Raw genomic sequence first — 18895 nt, forward strand, 5'->3', positions numbered from 1 at the left:
GGGGGTCCAGGGTTGCTGAAGTAGACCCGCTGGAACCGCGTTCGTGGCGGCCCGGACAGCGGCCGGAGACTTCCTGCTGCTCCGTTAGCCGCGTTCAGGTGGCGCCGCACTGGGGGTAAGTAGTGCAGCAGATTAGACGGGTAGCGAAGGACGGGATTCAGGTAGCCGGATGCCCTGCTCCACCCTACTTTTACCGGGCCCGCCGTCATACTCTTGCTTCACTCTCCGGCTCTGGGGAGGGTCCGGAATTCAAGAATGCGCCTCTTCCCGGCGCATTCCGGTCTCTTTTTAAGGGGGCTCCCTGTGTCGAGGGCGCGCAAAGTTTCAAAAATAGTTGGCCCGCTGGCCATCGCTTCAATCGTGTTATCGGCACTGGTGGCCAATCCGTCGCCGGCCACGGCGGCACCGGTGGTGGTGCGGAACGGCTCGTCGTCAGCGACGGCCGCTGCCTCCTGCTGGGAAATCAAGCAGGACACCCCTGCGGCCGCCAACGGCACCTATTGGCTGCTGACGCCGGCCATGGATGCCCCCGCGCAGTTCTACTGCGATATGACCACCGACGGCGGCGGCTGGGTCCTGATCGGCAAGGGCCGGGAAGGCTGGGTCGTCAACAACAATGGGAAAGGCTCGCCGTCGGCGCTGCGCACTGCCGGACTGAGCCCCATGTCGTCAGCGACGACGCAGTACTCGGCCACCGTGGTGCAAGGTTTGCTCAATGGCGGACGCCCGGACGCTCTGGCAGACGGCATCCGGCTCAAGCGTGCGATGAATGCGGACGGCACGCAGTGGCAGGAAGCCCGCTTCAACACGAACAAGGAGGACCGCTGGGTCTGGACTTTCAGCGCAGAGCACCAGGTGGCCTGGTACACCTTCGACGGCGTTCGTGGCGGGGGAGGGCTGACCTCCAACTTTGGGGCGGACGATGCCTACCAGCGGATTAGCACCAATACGCTCGCAGACAAGGCACAGGGTTACACCCAGGGATTCTCCTACGGCACAACTGTCACCGGCACCAGCAGCAGTACCAGTTACCTGTGGTCAGCCGCGGACGGTCTGGGCTCGGCCCGTCCCTACACGGAAATGTATCTCCGCCCCCGGGTCACCTCCCTGGACGCCGGCTTCACCCGTATCGGAGACAGCGGCAGCGCCGCGAAAACGAATGTGCCGGTCGCTGCATCCTTGGCGCTGGACAGCCCCTGGGGTCTGGCCGATCCGGCGGCTCCGAAACGGGAAGGGGATGTGCTCTCACAGGCGTTCGTCCAGAGCGGCAACACGATGTACGTGGGCGGTAACTTCACCGCCGTCCAGCGCGCTGCTAATTCCACCGGGGCTGACAAGGTATCGCAAGCATTCCTGGCGGCCTTTGACGTCAATACCGGCCAGCTGCTTCCAGGGTTCGCCCCGAAATTGGACGGCTCGGTGATGTCCCTCGCAGTCCTGCCGAATGGCAACGTTGTGGCGGGCGGCATGTTCACCAGCGTAAACGGCGCGCCGTCACCCTCGCTCGTGACTCTCAACCCGACAACGGGCGCCACGGCAACAAACTGGTCAGCGGCAGTGGAGAACCGCCTTACCGGAGACGTTTCGAGGGTGACGGATCTGGCCGTCAACGGGAACTGGCTCTATCTCGGGGGCGCCTTTACCCACCTCAGCGGAGGCAGCACGCCGAATGCGGGCATCTATGCGCGGGCCCTGGGCCGCGTGTCGCTGGCCGACGGCACACCGGATCCGAACTGGAACCCCAACATGGACGGGACAGTCATGGGGATCTCGCCCTCCGCGGACGGGGGACGGGTGTACGCCGCAGGTTTCTTCTCTAACGCCAACGGAATGACTGCCCGCAGGGCTGCCGCCGTGGAGACCGTTGCCGGTGCCCCGTTGGCCACCCCGGCCTGGAATCCGGTCTGGAGCAACACCAAGGACTACCAGCAGACCGTGGGGGCCATCGGTGACCGCGTCTGGGTCGGCGGCTCCGAGCACGGGCTCTTCAGCTTTTCCCCCTCAACGTTCGACCGGCTCTCCGGCAACATTGGCAAGAACCACGGAGACTTCCAGACGATGACGTCCAGTCAGACCGGCATCCTCTACGCCGGCTCGCACGGCCACGACTGGAACTATTCCAACGCCTTCACCTGGCCGGACGTGGGAACGGGCTGGACCCAAGCTGACGCCTTCAGCTATATCGGCGCGTGGGACGCGGCGACCGGCCAGATTGTCCCCACCTTCAGCCCGACCATCACCTGTGCCACGAAGGCCGAAGGTGTGTGGGCCTCCGTGGTAGATAGCAATGGCACCTTGTGGGCAGGAGGAGACATAGCCACCGCTGCAACGCGGACGTCGGTGTCCAGGTGGGCGGGAGGCTTCGCCCGCTTCCCGCAGACGGACGCGACCGCCCCTAGCACCCCGGGCAACGTGACACCGTCGTCGGACGGAACGACGACGGTGAAGCTGACGTGGGGTGCCTCCACCGACAACAGCGGCAGCGTTTCCTATCAGATCCTGCGTAACGACCGGGTGGTGGCCATCACCACCGGAACGAGCATCACCGTCCCGAAGGGCGGGGAGAACCGCTTCTTCGTGCGTGCCGTCGACGCCGCCGGCAACCTTTCGGCCAGCTCGCCGGCAGTTCCCACCAGCGGTGGTAATCCCGCACCTGTCGCCGCCTTCACCTCCACGAACGACGGCTGGACTGAAACCTTCGACGCCTCGGGATCAACCGACAACGGGAGTATCGCCGGCTACGCCTGGGACTTCGGTGACGGCAGCACCGGATCCGGTGCCAAGGCCAGCCACACCTACGCCGCAGCCGGCATCTACCAGGTCCGGCTCGTCGTCACCGACAACGGCGGTGAACGCGCGGGCCTGACCAAAACGCTGACCATTATGCAGCCTGCGCCGAAGGATTCCTACGGGGCTGCGGTTTACGGTGAGAATCCCACACTCTACTACCGGTTGGGCGAGAGCAGCGGCGACACCGCCGCGGATTCGAGCACCTCCAACAGCCCGGGAACCTATTCGGGCGGCGTGACCCTCGGCTCCCCCGGGGAGATGCCGAGCGCGCCCGACACCGCGGCCACCTTTGACGGCAGCTCCGGCCTGGTGGCCAGCAAGAAGAGCTACGACAACCCCGGCACGTACTCCCTGGAGCTGTGGTTCAACACGACCACCACCCGGGGCGGAAAGCTAATCGGTTTCGGGGACCAGCCAACCGGGACATCGAATAACTACGACCGGCACGTATACATGCAGGACGATGGCCGGTTGTTGTTCGGCACCTGGACAGGGCAGGCAAACACGATTACCAGCTCCGTCGCCTACAACGACGGCAAGTGGCACCTGATGGTGGCGACGCAGTCCTCCGACGGCATGGTCCTTTATGTGGACGGCGCCAAAGTGGGGACGAATCCGCAAACCCAGGCCCAGCCCTACTCCGGGTACTGGCGGATCGGCGGCGACACCACCTGGGGCTCCAGCAGCCCGTTCTTCGCCGGATCTATCGACGAGGCAGCCGTCTATCCGACGGCACTGACAGCGGCAAAGGTGGCCCAGCACTATCACCTCGGCGGCGGCAACCTGGCCCCGGCAGCGGCATTCAGCTCCACGGTCAGCGACGGTTCGGCCGCTCTGGACGCCTCAGACTCCACCGACGACGGCAGCATCGCCAGCTACGCGTGGGACTTCGGCGACGGCACCACAGGAACGGGCGTAACCACCACCCATGCCTTTGGCTCTGCCGGCACGTACCAGGTCACGCTGACCCTGACCGACGACCTTGGATTGACGTCCTCGGTCACCCACCCGGTAGCCATCACCCGGCCCGCACCGGCGGATGCCTACGGGGCCGCCATCTACGGCGATGACCCCGCCCTGTACTACCGGCTGGGTGAAAGCGACGGTACCACCGCGAACGACTCCAGCCCGGCCGGCAGCGCCGGAGACTACTCAGGCGGCGTCACGTTGGGCGCTGCCGGGGCGCTGCCGGGAGGGACGAGCACCGCGGGCACCTTTGACGGAAACTCCGGCCTGGTCGCCAGCCGCAACTCGTTCTCCAACCCGACCACCTACTCCCTGGAGGTGTGGTTCAACACCACTACCACCCGGGGCGGGAAGCTGATTGGGTTCGGAAGCAGCGCAACCGGAACCTCCGGCAATTATGACCGGCATGTGTACATGCAGGATGACGGCCATCTGGTATTCGGAACCTGGACCGGCCAAATGAACACGATCACCACACCCAATGCCTACAACGACGGGATGTGGCACTCGGTGGTGGCGACGCAGTCTTCGAACGGCATGGTCCTCTACGTGGACGGTGCCGAGGTAGGCACCAATCCGCAGACGGCGGCCCAGGATTACACGGGCTACTGGCGGATCGGCGGCGATACCACGTGGGGCTCCAGCAGCTCGTTCTTCGCCGGCACCCTCGACGAGGCCGCCGTCTACGCCTCGGCACTGACGGCGGCTCAGGTGGCCTCGCACTACCAGCTCGGCACTACCGTGCAGCCGGTGAATAAGGTGCCGGTGGCATCATTCACGTCGACGGTGAAGGATCGGGGGATCACTGTGGATGGGTCGGGCTCTTCGGATTCGGATGGCACGGTTGATTCCTACGCCTGGGACTTCGGAGACGGGTCCGTCGGTCAGGGTGCGACTGCGACTCACACCTATGCGGCTGCGGGAACCTACACGGTGAAGCTCACCGTGACGGATAACCAGAGCGCGACGGATGAAAAGACCGACCAGGTGGCCGTGACGGCGCCGGCACCGGTGAATAAGGTGCCGGTGGCATCATTCACGTCGACGGTGAAGGATCTGGGGATCACGGTGGATGGGTCGGGCTCTTCGGATTCGGATGGCACGGTTGATTCCTACGCCTGGGACTTCGGTGACGGGTCCCTCGGTCAGGGTGCGACTGCGACTCACACCTATGCGGCTGCGGGAACCTACACGGTGAAGCTCACCGTGACGGATAACCAGGGCGCGACGGATGAAAAGACCGACCAGGTGGCTGTGACGGCACCGGCACCGGTGGATGTGGTGGCTGTTCCGGCGAAATCCAGCTGGAGCTGGCGCTACGAAGCAACCGCGCCCCCGGCGGCCTGGAAGGAATCCGGCTTCGACGCCTCGTCCTGGAAGACCGGCAACGGCGTCCTGGGCTTCGGCTCCACCGGACTGGGCACGAATGTGGATGTCAGCACGGGAACCAGCACGCGCCCGCTCGCTGCCTATTTCATCAAGACATTCACGGTGGATAGCGCGGCCAGCGTTTCGAAGCTGACGCTCAAAACCGTCGCCGACGACGGCGTGGTTGTGTACGTCAATGGAACCGAGGTGGGCAGGAGCAATATGCCTGCCGGAAATGTGACGTTCAATACCTACGCATCGAGTGCAATCCGCACCTCGGTGGCCGCGGCCAGCCCGGTGACGATGGACGTGCCGGTGTTTCTGCTGCGGAACGGGGCCAACACCATCGCCGTCGAGACACATCTGAACTACCGCGCCACGGCCGACGTCAGCTTCGACCTGAATGCCACTGCAACCGTCGGCGGGACGGTGCCAAACCAGGCCCCGGTCGCCAAATTCACCTCGACGGTGTCGGGACTGGGAGTGGCGCTGGACGGATCCACGTCGGCGGATCCTGACGGGACGATGGCATCGTATGCCTGGGACTATGGTGACAACACCACCGGGACCGGTGTCACGGCAACGCACACCTACGCCGCCGCTGGAACGTACACGGTGACGCTCACAGCTACGGACAACAAGGGTGCGACCGGCGTGGCAACGGCTCCGGTGACAGTCACCTCGGTGACGGCACCGGTGGATGTGGCCGTGGTGCCGGCGAAGTCTCCGTGGAGCTGGCGCTACGCGTCAACGGCGCCCGATGCAGGGTGGAAGAACAACGGGTTTGATGCTTCGTCCTGGAAGATCGGCACGGCGGTGCTCGGGTTCGGCACAACGGGCCTGGGAACGAACATCGATGTTCCCCCGCCGACCAGCAGCCGGCCGCTGGCAGCGTACTTCCTCAATCAGTTCAATGTGGACAACCTCGCCAAGGTCTCGAAGCTGACGCTGAACACCGTGGCCGACGACGGGGTGGTGGTGTACGTCAACGGAACAGAGGTCGCCCGGCAGAATATGCCCGCGGGGGCGGTGACGTTTTCAACGTACGCGTTGACCGCCGTCAGGACAGCGAACGCCAACGCATCTCCGCTGTCCATCAACGTGCCGCTGTCCGTGCTGGTGGAAGGCATCAACACCATCGCGGTGGAGACTCATCTGAACTACCGCGCGACGCCCGACGTCAGCTTCGATCTCAAGGCCACGATGACTAAGCAACCCTGAGCCGCGGCGGGCATCACCCCCGCCGCCATGAGCATCAGATGGACCCGTCGGCAGCTGTACCAGCGACCGGCGGGTCCTTCTCTGTCTGGTGAGCCTGGGCTGTCGCCATCCGGATGCCCAACGGGTTGAGCCTGCTGCTGGTCAGCCTGGGCTGTCGGACCCACCGCGCAACGACGACCCGGCTGGTTGAACCTGCTGTCGGCCGGCCTGGGCTGCCGCCGCGCTGTCGCAGGGCAGGGGTGACCCGCCGTCGGGTGGCTCAGGGAATCAGCAGGCCGGGTTGTCCGGGAAGGTCACTTGGCTGACAAGCCAGGCCCGCGTCGGGGACTGCACCAGCGTCATGACATTCAAGGACCGGTCCTTGACGCTGCCTTTCTGGACCGTCGCTCCGGTAGTCGTCAGCACGGAAACGGCCGACGAATCGATGCAAACATTAAGGGTGACGGTGGGCGGCTTTACGCTCGGCTCGTAGCGGACCACCTTAGTTGACACCACTTTCGGTTTGCCGGCCAGGTGCCAGCCGTTGGCCTTGAACTCGGTGGTTCTTGCCATCAGGGAGTCGTAGGCGGAGCCGGTGGCCAGTGCGGAGAGTTCGTTCTTGGACGGCGGAGTCACCTTGGCAAGCAGCGCGGCCGTTGTGCCCACGTAAGCAGTGGCGTTCTTGGCCGCCGAAGCCGCGACAGGGACCGGAACAACGACGGCGGGGGTAGCGCTTGCCGACGCGCCGGCCGAGGGCTTTGCGGCCGATGGCGCGGCAGACTGCGAAGAACTACCCTGGGCGTCGGCCCGGCCCGCGCTGGGGGAGGATTGCGTGACAATCAGCAGAACCAGCAAGGCGGCCAGCACGACGGCGGCGAATACTATGCCGATGGTGCGCAACCTGAATCTCGGGGCCTGACCCGGTTCGGACATGTTTAGTCTCCCTCGATAATCGCCACCTTCGCCGGGGCCTGCTAAGTTATCGGAACTCTGCCACGGCTCGGGCGATGATCGTATCGTACACAGCCCGGGGTGCCGGCTATAGCCCCCGGCTTAGAACCGGATACAGGGTGCGGGCGCTAACCCGGGGTCAGCGGCGGCCGGAACACAAAAATGCCCCGGAATCCATGAAGGATTCCGGGGCATTTCCTGTTGTGCGCGGAGGGGGACTTGAACCCCCACCCCCTTTCGAGGACTAGCACCTCAAGCTAGCGCGTCTGCCATTCCGCCACCCGCGCAGGTGGTATTTCCGGGAACAAATTCGCCTTTCAGCGTTTTGCTTTTCTCGGAAGCAGCGAGAAAGACTCTAGCACGAAGATTCCGGAAACAAATAATCGGGGCCAATGGGTAGGCTGAAGCCAGCACTGAGCCACTGCCACGAGGAGCGATATGACTGACGTTCGGCCCGAAGATGAGGTTGTCCGGATCTGCCAGGAACTGATCCGGATCGACACGTCCAACTACGGTGACGGTTCCGGCCCGGGGGAGCGCGCGGCCGCCGAATACACCGCCGGCCTGATCACGGAGGTCGGGCTGGACGCCGAGATCTTCGAGTCGGCGCCGGGCCGCGCGAATGTTGTCACCCGGCTCGCCGGCGAAGACCCATCGGCCAGCGCCCTCGTGGTCCATGGCCACCTCGACGTCGTCCCTGCGCTGCGCGAGCAGTGGTCCGTGGACCCCTTCGGGGCCGAACTCAAGGACGGCCTGATCTGGGGCCGCGGTGCCGTGGACATGAAGGACATGGACGCCATGATCCTCTCGGTCCTGCGGGACTTCGCGCGCACGGGCCGCAAACCCAAGCGTGACCTGATCTTCGCCTTCTTCGCCGACGAGGAAGCCGGCGGCAAGTACGGCGCCGGGTACGCCGTCGAACACCGTCGCGAACTCTTCGATGGCGCCACCGAGGCGATCTCCGAGGTCGGCGGATTCTCTGCCACCATCGGCGGCCAGCGCACCTACCTCCTGCAAACGGCCGAGAAGGGGCTGTCCTGGCTCCGGCTGGTGGCCCACGGCCGCGCAGGCCACGGCTCCCAGATCAACACCGACAACGCGGTGACCCGGCTCGCCAGCGCCGTCTCGCGGATCGGCGAATACCGGTGGCCGGTGGAGCTGACGCCCACCACCCGGCAGTTCCTGGACGGCGTCACCGAACTCACCGGGGTGGAATTCGATCCGGACGACCCGGACAAAATCCTGAAGGAACTCGGCACCGTGGCCCGCTTCGTCGGCGCCACCCTGCAAAACACCACGAACCCCACCCTGCTCAAGGGCGGCTACAAGCACAACGTGATCCCGGAATCGGCCGAAGCCCTGGTCGACTGCCGGACGCTGCCCGGCCAGCAGGAGCAGGTCCTCGAGATCGTCCGTGAACTGGCCGGCACCGGCGTGGACGTCAGCTACGTCCACCAGGACGTGTCGCTGGAAGTCCCGTTCGCCGGCAACCTGGTGGACTCCATGATCGACGCGCTCCACTCCGAGGATCCCGGCGCGAAAGTCCTGCCCTACACGCTCTCCGGCGGCACGGACAACAAAGCCCTGAGCCGGCTCGGCATCACCGGCTACGGTTTCGCCCCGCTGATGCTCCCGGACGAGCTGGACTTCACCGGCATGTTCCACGGCGTCGACGAACGGGTGCCGGCCGACTCGCTGAAGTTCGGCGCCCGTGTGCTGAACACCCTGCTGAGCAACTACTGAGCCGCACCTACGAGGAATGGCCCCTAACGACATGACGCCCGAAGACATCCTTCCCGACACCCTGCTGGAGCGGATCCGCAGCCGCGCAGCCGGCTACGACCAAGACAACGCCTTCTTCACCGAGGACCTCCGCGACCTCACCGCCGCCGGCTACCTGAAGATCTTCGTCCCGGCGTCCGACGGCGGCCTGGGCCTGGGACTCGCCGGCGCCGCGCAGTTGCAGCGGCGGCTGGCGACGGCGGCACCGGCCACCGCGCTGGCGATCAACATGCACCTGGTCTGGACCGGCGTCGCACACGTCCTCGCCGCCCGGGGCGACTCCTCCCTGGACTTCGTCCTGACGGAGGCGGCGCAGGGCGAGATCTTCGCGTTTGGTAACTCCGAGGCGGGCAACGATTCCGTGCTCTTCGACTCGCGGACCGAGGCGACACCCCTGCCGGACGGAAGCTACGGCTTCACCGGCCGGAAGATCTTCACCAGCCTCTCGCCGGCCTGGACCCGGCTGGGCATCTTCGGCAAGGACGCCGCGGCCAGGGACGGCGACGGCGAACTGGTGCACGGCTTCATCGACCGCGAGACCCCGGGCTACGAAATCCTGTCCGACTGGGACACCCTGGGCATGCGGGCCAGCCAGTCGAACACCACGGTCCTGGAAGGGGCCGTGGTGCCGCCGGAACGGATCTTCCGCAAACTTCCCGTCGGCCCGAACGCCGACCCGCTGATTTTCGCCATCTTCGCCTGCTTCGAGACACTGCTGGCCGCGGTATACACGGGGCTCGGAGAACGGGCGCTGCAGCTCGGCGTCGACGCGGTCAAGCGCCGTACCTCGGTCAAGAACGGCGGACGCAGCTATGCGCAGGACCCGGACATCCGCTGGAAAGTCGCAGAAGCGGCCATGGCGATGGACGCGCTCTACCCGCAGCTCGCCGCCGTGGCGTCCGACGTCGATGCCCGCGCGGACCATGGCAGCCAGTGGTTTCCTAAGCTGGTCGGCGTGAAGGTGAGCGCCACTGAAACGGCGCGCAGGGTAGTGGACCTGGCGATCCGGGTCTCCGGCGGGTCCAGCTATTTCCGCGGTTCCGAACTCGAACGTCTGTACCGGGATGTGCTGGCCGGAATGTTCCATCCCTCCGACGACGAATCGGCGCACAACACGGTGGCCAACGCCTGGCTCGGCCCGCTGGACTCCTAGACCGTCCGCTGGACCTGGATGACTTTCCGACGCAGCCAGAAGCGCCGTCCGCCGCCGACGTAGAGGACGCTGCGTTCGAGTTCCCACTTGCCGTACTCGGAGTGCGCGGCGAGGAGACGGCGCGCCTCGGGCAGCGAATCCTCAGGGCTGACCGTCAGCACCAGGTACTCGTACTGACGTGCGTAGTCCCGTTCCCGACGGACCGAGCTGCTCAGAAATTGTTCCTTCATTGCTCTCCATTTTCGTCTTTTTCGGGCTAACGTGAAGTCATGAGCATCGATCCGCGTGTCGCGCTTCAGTCCCTAACCGCCGCCCTGGAAGAACATCTGGCTGCCGCTGCGGCGCGGCGCGGGGACGGGGATCCCGCGGTCGAAGCGGCCTTTTTCGCCGTCGCCGATGCCTTTGAAGTCTACGACGACTCGCTTTATGAAGCGTATGGCGAGGTGACCCCGCTTGAAGTCATCGACGAAGAAGATGACGACGAAAGCGAAGACGTCGACGACGAGGAAGACCTCGAACTGCTCCAGGACAACTAGCCCCAAACCACGTTCGGGACGACGCCGGCACTCCCTCCCGCTCCCTGGCGGCCACGCGGAGACGAAGCATCCCCTGAGCAGCGTCTCCCCGGATCTCCCCAGCTTACGGGCGTAGTCTGTGGACAAAGTTGCCTACGGGACGCTGTTTGAGTTCGCTTAGGCTTCGGAACGCCCTAAGACGTTCTGTGTCCCGGGTTGGCCCGATGTCGGAGGTTGTTGTTGCCTGCACCACGGCGCAGCGTCGGCCTGTCGGAGGCCGGCGTTGACGAAGTCCCCTCGGAAGCCCACCGCGCTGCCGCAGACGACGCGGCCAGTTCGCCTGCGCACTGGGTGACCGTCCGGCGGAGCCTCCCGGTCCGGTTGTTAAGGCGGCTCGGCCGGAGCATCATCAGAATCCCCTTGGCGCTGGCCATGGCTTTGCTGTTGTGGACGGTCGGCCTCGTCACCGGCTCAGTGTTGTCAGGGCCGCCGGCAGCGCTGGGGGCGGCCGTCTCTGCAGGTCCGGATCAACTGATGGGCGGCCAGTGGTGGTCCGTGTTCACCTCCGTGTTCTTCCCTGGCCCCCTAGCTTCCTACGTACTGGCGACCGCCGTCGTCCTGGGGTGCGTCGGGCTGGCCGAAGTCACCATGGGCGTTGGCCGGACTGCCGTGGCGTTCGTCGTCGGGCACCTCGGCGCCCTGCTGTTGTACTTTGCCGTGGTCGGGCTCGGCACGGCCATGGGCAGCGAATGGCTGTCCACACTCCGTCATCCGGGCCCGATGGGGCCGTTTGCCGGGTCCCTGGCCGCCGTCCTGGCTGCGAGTCCGCGGATCAGCGCCCTCTGGCGCCGGAGGATCCGGTCCGTCAGCATCGCCGTAACCGTAATGCTCCTGCTATATATTGGGCATCCGCAAAACCTGGACAGCGTGCTCGGTGTGGCATGCGGACTCGGGATCGGCGCCGTGATTGGCGGCCGGCACGGCTCCGCCCACTACATCCACTCCACAAGCCGCGAAGTCAGGGCACTGCTGTCAATGGTCGTGGCCGTCTTCGCGGCGGGCCCGCTCCTTGCCAGCCTGGCGAAGGCACCCTCGGGGCCGCTCGCCGTGCTCAGGAACCTGGTTGTCAACCCGATTCCCACCATCAACGATCTCCAGGCGAGCTGCTCGGCCGCCGTCGACCTTTCCTGCCTCCAGATCATCCATAGCCCCGGGTTGCGCGGCCCCGGCGGGGAGGCCCTGTCCCTGGTACCCCTCGTGCTGCTGCTGGTTTGCGCGGAAGGGCTGCGCCGTGGAAACCGGGCAGCCCTCTGGGTGGCAATTTCCGTCCATCTGGTGATCGGCGTCCTTTCGGCCATCTAGCTGCAGCTCTTTGCCCAGTTCGGAACATCCGTGCGGAGCGGTTCGCGGGTGCTGTCGGTGGACTCGGGGGTCGCGGAAGTCCTCTCGGTGGTGCTGGTGCCTCTGCTCATAGCCGCCGCGCTATTTGCGGCGCGGCGGCACTTCAACGTCGACGCCGATCCGGTTCTGGGCCGTCGGTCACTTATCCTTTTGGCCGGTGTCTTTGCCGTTTTTGTCACGGGCTATGTGGTGGCATGGTTCGCCGAAGACAACTACTACCACCGGGCCGGCCTACTGGCCCTTCTGGCCACCCTGCCGAGGATGTTCCTGCCGTACCCTTTTTCCTTCCGGTATTCGGTGTCCGTATACCCGCATGGCGTTTGGTCGCCCCTGATCTTCAGCTACGGCGGCGCCGTGTTCTGGCTGGTCTGCCTGATGAGTATCCTCGCCATGTTCGTCAGCCGAAAGCTCCGGGACCTCCGCGCAGACAGCGGGATCTCGCTGGCTCGGCGGCTGGTGCGCCAGGGCGGCGGATCGCTGTCCTGGATGGCACTCTGGCCCAACAACCGGTACTGGTTCAACGAGGCGGAGACCGTCGGCGTCGCCTACCAGCTCCATTACAACGTGGCCTTGACGGTTGGCGGACCCTTCGGCGAATCCGCCGACTTCGAGAGGGCCGTCGAGGGGTTTACCGCCTTTTGCGCCGAGCAGTCGCTCTCCCCGTGCTGGTATTCCGTCACCGACGAACACTGGAATCTGTTGCGCGGGCTCGGATTCAGCCGCGTGCGGGTGGCCGAGGAGACCCTGCTGCCGCTGGGCAACATCGAGTTCAAGGGCAAGGAATGGCAGGGGGTCCGCACCGCCCTCAACAAAGCCCGGAGGCTCTCCGTCGAGGCCCGGTGGAGTACCTACGGCGAGCTGTCGGGATCACTGCGGACCCAAGTCCACGAAATCTCGGAAGAGTGGGTCTCCGAGAAGACGTTGCCGGAAATGGGATTCACGCTGGGCGGCATTGAGGAACTCAAGGACGAAAACGTACTGCTGTGCCTGGCCGTGGATGACGGCGGCAAGGTCCACGGCGTGACCAGCTGGCTCCCGGTGTTCACAGCTGGCGTCGTCACCGGCCGGACGCTCGATTTCATGCGGCGGAGCCCGGACGGCTTCAAGGGCGTGATGGAATTCCTGATTGCCTCGGCCGTACTGCATTTTGACGGAACGATGGAGGAAATTTCCCTGTCCGGGTCGCCGCTGGCACCGGTACCACATGGTGATGCGGCGCGCGAGCCGTCCGACGGCGCCGCGATCGGCCGCTTCCTGGACTGGCTGGGCGGCGCCCTGGAACCGGCATACGGTTTCCGGTCGCTCGCTGCCTTCAAACAGCGCTTCCACCCGCGGCACCGGACGCTGTACATGATGTATCACGATCCTTTGGCGTTGCCGGTTATTGGACGCGCGCTGACCGAGGCCTACATGCCCACCATGTCCATCCGGCACACGGCCAGGCTACTGCGCGGCGTCATCGGATGAGCGCCGCCACCTAAGCAGCCGACGGAGCGAAGCATCCACGTAGCACCTGAGTGGCGCCCTGTACTTCCGCACCAAAATGCGAGTATTGCCCACTCCCGAACTGCCGCCCGAAGGGGAATATGCTTCAGGCGTGCCGTAGCCCTGCCACTGAGCCGGGTTGCGCTGCCGCACTGGAAGTGACAGGTGACATGAAGCCTACGAGCAGCACACCGGTCCGCCCCGACGGACGTGTGAAGCGGCAGGCAGGAGCACATCGGGCCCAGCCGCTGCCGCGTTACGGCTTGCGTCGAATCCCGCTGACCTGGCTGCTGATCGTTCTCTTGTGGTCCGCCGGAGCCGCCACGGGATCCCTGGTTTCCGGCCCCCCGCAGGCCCTCGGTCCGTTCGTTGCGATCGGCCCCGATACCCTGACACGGGGTGAATGGGGCCCCGCTCTTGCCAGCCTGCTGTTTCCCGGCGGGGTTGCGTCGTATGTCCTGGCCACCGTGGTACTTCTCCTGTGCGTAGGGTTTGCCGAAACCACGCTGGGAAGCGGTCGGGCGTTGGCCGCCGTGGTGGCCGGCCACCTTGCAGCCGTCTTCCTGTTCGTAGGGAGCGTGGCGGCCGGCGACGAGCTCGGCAGCAGCTGGCTAAGCTCCATGCAGCACCCGGCCCTGGCGGGTCCGTTCGCCGGCTCCCTGGCTGCCATAATGGCTGCGAGTCCCGGAATCAGCCCCTTGTGGCGTCGCCGCCTGAGGTCACTGGGCCTGGCCGTGACCATCATGCTCCTGCTGTACGTGGGTCACCCCCAGAACGTGCTCGCATTTTTGGGGGTGCTCTGCGGCCTGGGAAGCGGCTGGGCCGCAGCCACAGCCTCGTCCAGGGCCGCAGCTAAAGCCGCCTCCCGGCGTGCGGTGGACGGCGCCGCTCCGGGCGCGAGCGTTGTGTACCCGCGCGGCGCGGTATGGACGGGCCGGGACGTTCGCTCGACGCTCGCCATGACCGTGGCAGTGTTCGCCGCCGGGCCGGTGCTGGCCGGGCTGTCCCAGTCGCCTATCGGCCCCCTTGCCGCTCTCCGGAATCTGATTGTCAATCCGGTGCCCACCCTGAGCGAGCTCCAGAGCGACTGCGCCGCGGCAGTAAACGCCGGCTGCCCCCAGATCATCCACAGCCCCGGCTTGCACGGCCCCGGCGGGGCTGCTCTCTCCGTGGTTCCCTTGCTCCTGCTCCTGGCATGTGCGGAGGGGCTGCGCCGGGGGAGCCGGGTAGCGCTGTGGATAGCCACGGTTGCCCATCTCGCCGTCGGCGTGCTCTCTGCTGTCTACCTCCAGCTGTTTGCCCACTTTGGCGTGTACGTCAGGAACGGGAGCCGCAGGATTCCTGTCGATTCGGGCATCGTGGAGATCCTGCCGGTGGTGCTGGTGCCACTGCTGATCGCCGCCGCGCTGTTTTTCAACCGGCGCCACTTTGCCGTGGACACGGATCCCGCGCTCGGACGCCGCGCGCTGGTCTTGGTGCCCGGCATCTTTGCCGCATTTGTCGCCCTCTACGTCCTCGCGTGGTTCGCAGAGGGAAACAACCGGCACCGCGCCGGCCTCCTGTCGTTGGGAACCACCCTGCCTCGGATGTTCCTGCCGTATCCCTTTTCCTTCAAGTATTCCGTCTCGGTACACCCTCGCGGCTATTGGTCATCGTTGATTTTCAGTTACGGCGGAGCAGCTTTTTGGCTGATCTGCCTGGTCGCCGTCCTGGTCATTTTCACCAAGCGGCGCCTCTGGGACCACCGGGTCGAAGATAACCGCTCCGTGGCCCGGCGACTGGTGTTACAGGGCGGCGGCTCGCTGTCTTGGATGGCGTTGTGGCCCAACAACCGCTACTGGTTTAACCGCGCGGAAACGGTGGGAATCGCCTACCAACTGCACCACGGCATCGCCCTGACGGCAGGAGGCCCGTTCGGGAGGGAACGCGACTTCGCCGACGCCGCGCGCGAATTCACCGGGTACTGCGCCGAGCAGTCCCTGACGCCGTGTTGGTACTCCGTCGCCGACGCGCGCTGGGCAGAACTCAGGTCGCTGGGCTTCAGGGGCATGGAGGTAGCCCAGGAGACGGTGCTTCCCTTGACTGGAATCAATTTCCACGGCAAGGAGTGGCAAAGCGTCCGCACCGCCATGAACAAAGCCCGAAGGCTCGGAATCACGGCCCACTGGGGCGTCTACAGCGGGCTCCCGGACAGACTGCGGAGCCAGGTCCACGATATTTCCGAGCGGTGGGCCTTCTCCCGTGCACTCCCGGAAATGGGTTTCACGCTCGGGGGAGTGGAGCAACTCAAGGACGACCATGTGCTGCTCTGCCTCGCCGTAGATCCTGAGGGCTCGGTCCTCGGTGTCACCAGCTGGCTGCCGGTCTTCCGCACCGGGGAAGTGGTCAGCCGCACCCTGGATTTCATGCGCCGCCGCGACGATTGTTTCAACGGTGTCATGGAGTTCCTGATCGCGTCGGCGGTGCTCCACTTTAAGGACAGCATGGCCGAGATTTCCCTTTCCGGGTCCCCGCTGGTCCCAACGACGGCACTGGTAGCCCGCGGGCGAGACGGTGCGACGGGGGAGATCACCGTCGCCGCTCCCGGCAGCGGCAACGGGTCCGCAGATTCAACAGCCACCGCACGGGACCGTGGTGTCCCGGCCGCCCGTTTTCTGCGCTGGCTCGGCGACGTGCTTGAGCCGGTTTACGGATTCCGGTCGTTGGCGGCCTTCAAGCAACGCTTCCAGCCCCAGCACCGGACCCTCTTCATCCTGTACCAGGATCCGTTGGCGCTGCCGCTGATCGGCCGCGCCCTCGCCGAGGCCTATCTGCCTGACTGGTCCTTGCGCCACACGGCGCGGCTGCTGCACGACGTCACGGGCGGTCCGCAGACAGCACGCCGGCTCAGCCGGTAGCCGGATCCCGCCGCCCTGCAGAGGGCTCAGCCCGTCACGCCGAGGCGGGTCATGAGCCAGTCCATGTTGTTTTCGACGCCGTACTTCCAGGCTGTCCAGGCGTGTCCGCCGGGGGCCTCCTGGAACTGGACATCGATGCCGGCCTTCTTCATCCCTTGGTAGACCTGGACTCCCTGGGCCCGGAAGAACGGATCGCCGGCGCCGACGGTGACGATGCCGGCGGTGTCCGGATATTTGCGGGTCTTGATGACATCGAGCGCGTTCTGCTTCTTGAACTCGGCTGCGCTGCCGCCGAAATACTGCTGCAGGAGGACCTGGTGCCCCTGCCTGATGGTCGGCTGGTTTTCGCCCGAGCTGTCGATGAAGGTGGGATAGACCTCTGGGTAGTTCATGGCCAGCTGCATGGCGCAGGTCCCGCCGTAGGAGAAACCTCCGATCGCCCACTGCCGGTTGGAGTGCCTTCCGGCCCCAAAGGTGTCCTTGATCCAGTTCGGCACGTCCTGGCTAAGGTAGGTGCCAGCCTGGCCCTGCTTGGTGTTCATGCAGAGCGGCGGGTAGTTGGCCCACTTTGCCCCGGCGTCGGGCATCACAAGGATCGGTGCCAGCCCCTTGTGCGCGGCCGCGTAGTCGTCCATGAACTCGGCGATCCGGCCGTTGCGCAACCAGTCCACGGGTTCGCCGGGGACGCCGTGGATGAGGACCAGAACCGGAAGATCGGCCCGGGGGGTGCCGAGGTAGGCCGGGGGGAGGTACACAAAGGCCGTTGAGGACACCTCATGGGAGATGGGCGCCGGGATGAACGCCCGGACCACCGCTCCCTGCTCCGGCATGCCCTCCGGCGGGGTCCAGTTCGCCAGGGTGGTGGGCGGCTCACTCGGTTTTGCTTGCGGCACGGGATCGCCCCGTTCCTGGCTCTTGAACTGGTCCAGGGTTTCCATCTTGACGCCCGTGTCCCCGAAGACGGAGCCCAGGGTCGGGTAGTACTCGAAATTCTGGTTGATCAGCGACCCCGAAGCCAGGACAACGACCAGCGCCGCGGGCAGCACGGCGATGCGCGCCGGCAGCCGGCGCAGGTCCCGGATCTTGGGCACCACGAGGAGCAGGGCAAGGATGCCGAGCCCTGCGAAGGCATAGACACGTTTGGGCAACGGGGAACCCCAGAGGTTCCACACGCGCTCAGATAACAGCCACACCAGGACGCTCAGGATCAGCGCGACTACCCCTGCGGCCGGAACCCAGCGGGACAGATGGCTCCGCCGACCCCAAACAAGCCAGGCCAAGGCCGCCGCGGCCAGGATGTAGAGAACCACAGGCACGACGCCGGTAGTGATCGCGAGGTTCTGCAAGTTCATGGCCCAAGACTAAGGCCCAAAACCGGGAATACGCCCGGAAACAACCGAAAGGCTACCCGGATCAGGCCGGGCTGGAGACATCCTCAAGCGCCGCGGCAATCTCCGGCGGCAACGGCGTCAGCACCGCGTCCATGATTTCCTTCAGCTGGACCGGCGTCCGGGCACCCACCACGGCCGTGGCGACTCCGTGCTGGGACAGCAACCAGCTCAGGGAAACGTCCAGGGCGGTCCGGCCCAGTCCCTTGGCCGCCATCGCCACCGCTTCCACGACGCTGGAGGCGGCCCCTTCGAGATAGGGCTCCACGTAGCCGGCCAGTTTTTGCTGGGCGGCCCGTGAATCGGCGGGAATATGGCCGCGGTACTTGCCGGTCAGGACGCCGCGTCCCAGCGGGCCCCACGCCATCAGCCCCAGCCCCGCATCTTCGATGGCCGGGATCAGCTCGTCCTCGGCCTTGCGCTGCAGCAGGGAGTACTCGGCCTGGCAGGCCACCAGCGGGAAGCCCGCCACGGCGGCGGCCTTGGCGGTCTGCCAGCCGTTGAAGTTGGAGACTCCGGCGTAGCGTGCCCGGCCGGAGCGGACAGCGAACTCCAGGGCGGAGAGTGTTTCCTCCAGCGGCACGTTCGGATCCCAGGCCTGGGCGAACCAGAGGTCCACGTAATCGGTGCCGAGCCGGGCCAGGCTGGCATCCAGGCCGGAGAGCATTCCGTTGCGGGAGGTGTCGACGCTGCGCCGCCCGCCCGACGCCGTCAGGCCGGCTTTGGTGGAGATCACCACTTCGGAGCGGGCGACGACGTCGCCCAGCATTCCACCGAGCACGACCTCGGCCCCGCCGCCGGCATAGGACGCCGCGGTATCAATCAGCGTGCCGCCCCCGTCGACAAAAGCCCGGAGCAGCCCGGCGGCATCCTGTTCATCGGTCTCACCGGCCCACGACATGGTGCCAAGGGAAAGGGACGAGACACGCAACCCACTGTTGCCGACATAACGCTGCTGCATGCCTGCAAGCTTACGATGCTTCGGAACCTCCATAACGT

At 65.8% G+C, this 18895-nt stretch carries 11 protein-coding genes and 1 tRNA gene; 7 read left to right on the forward strand and 5 right to left on the reverse strand.

The window, feature by feature from the left end:
* The first annotated feature begins 360 nt into the window (after window positions 1-360).
* Window positions 361-6345 carry a PKD domain-containing protein gene (locus AC1MBE_RS01050; RefSeq protein ID WP_479780223.1) on the forward strand — a complete coding sequence of 1995 codons (5985 nt, stop codon included), beginning with the start codon at window positions 361-363 and terminating at the stop codon, window positions 6343-6345.
* A gap of 267 nt (window positions 6346-6612) precedes the next feature.
* Here AC1MBE_RS01050 and AC1MBE_RS01055 read toward each other — a convergent pair whose 3' ends face one another.
* Together AC1MBE_RS01055 and AC1MBE_RS01060 are read right to left on the reverse strand one after the other, a co-directional pair.
* Window positions 6613-7257 (reverse strand): hypothetical protein, encoded by a 645-nt coding sequence (locus AC1MBE_RS01055; protein WP_479780224.1) that lies wholly within the window; start codon window positions 7255-7257, stop codon window positions 6613-6615.
* Window positions 7258-7479: 222 nt separating this feature from the next.
* Window positions 7480-7562 (reverse strand) — tRNA-Leu (locus AC1MBE_RS01060).
* A gap of 151 nt (window positions 7563-7713) precedes the next feature.
* Between AC1MBE_RS01060 and AC1MBE_RS01065 the strand changes: the two genes are divergently transcribed.
* On the forward strand, window positions 7714-9018 hold the full coding sequence (locus AC1MBE_RS01065; protein WP_346958091.1) for a M20/M25/M40 family metallo-hydrolase: 1305 nt from the start codon (window positions 7714-7716) through the stop codon (window positions 9016-9018).
* Between the two features lie 31 nt (window positions 9019-9049).
* Window positions 9050-10210: an acyl-CoA dehydrogenase family protein gene (locus AC1MBE_RS01070; RefSeq protein WP_479782712.1), complete on the forward strand. Its 1161-nt coding sequence runs from the start codon at window positions 9050-9052 to the stop codon at window positions 10208-10210.
* Here the strand turns inward: AC1MBE_RS01070 and AC1MBE_RS01075 are convergent.
* Window positions 10207-10440 carry a DUF5703 family protein gene (locus tag AC1MBE_RS01075; protein ID WP_346958090.1) on the reverse strand — a complete coding sequence of 78 codons (234 nt, stop codon included), beginning with the start codon at window positions 10438-10440 and terminating at the stop codon, window positions 10207-10209. The two genes, AC1MBE_RS01070 and AC1MBE_RS01075, sit on opposite strands and share 4 nt — an antisense overlap.
* A gap of 39 nt (window positions 10441-10479) precedes the next feature.
* Between AC1MBE_RS01075 and AC1MBE_RS01080 the strand changes: the two genes are divergently transcribed.
* The 4 genes from AC1MBE_RS01080 to AC1MBE_RS01095 all read left to right on the forward strand — a co-directional run bounded on the left by AC1MBE_RS01080 (window position 10480) and on the right by AC1MBE_RS01095 (window position 16508).
* Entirely contained in the window at window positions 10480-10746 is a 267-nt protein-coding gene (locus tag AC1MBE_RS01080; RefSeq protein WP_479780227.1) for a hypothetical protein, read from the forward strand.
* Between the two features lie 411 nt (window positions 10747-11157).
* Complete coding sequence (locus tag AC1MBE_RS01085; protein ID WP_479780229.1) at window positions 11158-12087, forward strand: hypothetical protein; 930 nt, start codon at window positions 11158-11160, stop codon at window positions 12085-12087.
* Window positions 12088-12117: 30 nt separating this feature from the next.
* Window positions 12118-13593: a bifunctional lysylphosphatidylglycerol flippase/synthetase MprF gene (locus AC1MBE_RS01090; protein ID WP_479780231.1), complete on the forward strand. Its 1476-nt coding sequence runs from the start codon at window positions 12118-12120 to the stop codon at window positions 13591-13593.
* Between the two features lie 281 nt (window positions 13594-13874).
* Window positions 13875-16508, forward strand: coding sequence for a bifunctional lysylphosphatidylglycerol flippase/synthetase MprF (locus AC1MBE_RS01095; protein WP_479780233.1), 2634 nt, complete (start codon window positions 13875-13877; stop codon window positions 16506-16508).
* A gap of 26 nt (window positions 16509-16534) precedes the next feature.
* On the opposite strand, the gene AC1MBE_RS01100 is transcribed toward AC1MBE_RS01095, so the two are convergent.
* Complete coding sequence (locus AC1MBE_RS01100; RefSeq protein ID WP_479780235.1) at window positions 16535-17860, reverse strand: alpha/beta hydrolase; 1326 nt, start codon at window positions 17858-17860, stop codon at window positions 16535-16537.
* Between the two features lie 61 nt (window positions 17861-17921).
* Window positions 17922-18857, reverse strand: a complete 936-nt coding sequence (locus AC1MBE_RS01105) for an aldo/keto reductase (protein ID WP_479780236.1) — start codon at window positions 18855-18857, stop codon at window positions 17922-17924.
* Window positions 18858-18895: the final 38 nt, after the last annotated feature.

Source organism: Arthrobacter sp. BG5, assembly GCF_056680155.1.

Bases quoted from the DNA above. Each gene is read 5' to 3' on its own strand.
- AC1MBE_RS01055 (WP_479780224.1), bottom strand. From the start codon at position 7,257: ATGTCCGAACCGGGTCAGGCCCCGAGATTCAGGTTGCGCACCATCGGC.
- AC1MBE_RS01065 (WP_346958091.1), top strand. From the start codon at position 7,714: ATGACTGACGTTCGGCCCGAAGATGAGGTTGTCCGGATCTGCCAGGAA.
- AC1MBE_RS01070 (WP_479782712.1), top strand. From the start codon at position 9,050: ATGACGCCCGAAGACATCCTTCCCGACACCCTGCTGGAGCGGATCCGC.
- AC1MBE_RS01075 (WP_346958090.1), bottom strand. From the start codon at position 10,440: ATGAAGGAACAATTTCTGAGCAGCTCGGTCCGTCGGGAACGGGACTAC.
- AC1MBE_RS01080 (WP_479780227.1), top strand. From the start codon at position 10,480: ATGAGCATCGATCCGCGTGTCGCGCTTCAGTCCCTAACCGCCGCCCTG.
- AC1MBE_RS01085 (WP_479780229.1), top strand. From the start codon at position 11,158: ATGGCTTTGCTGTTGTGGACGGTCGGCCTCGTCACCGGCTCAGTGTTG.
- AC1MBE_RS01100 (WP_479780235.1), bottom strand. From the start codon at position 17,860: ATGAACTTGCAGAACCTCGCGATCACTACCGGCGTCGTGCCTGTGGTT.
- AC1MBE_RS01105 (WP_479780236.1), bottom strand. From the start codon at position 18,857: ATGCAGCAGCGTTATGTCGGCAACAGTGGGTTGCGTGTCTCGTCCCTT.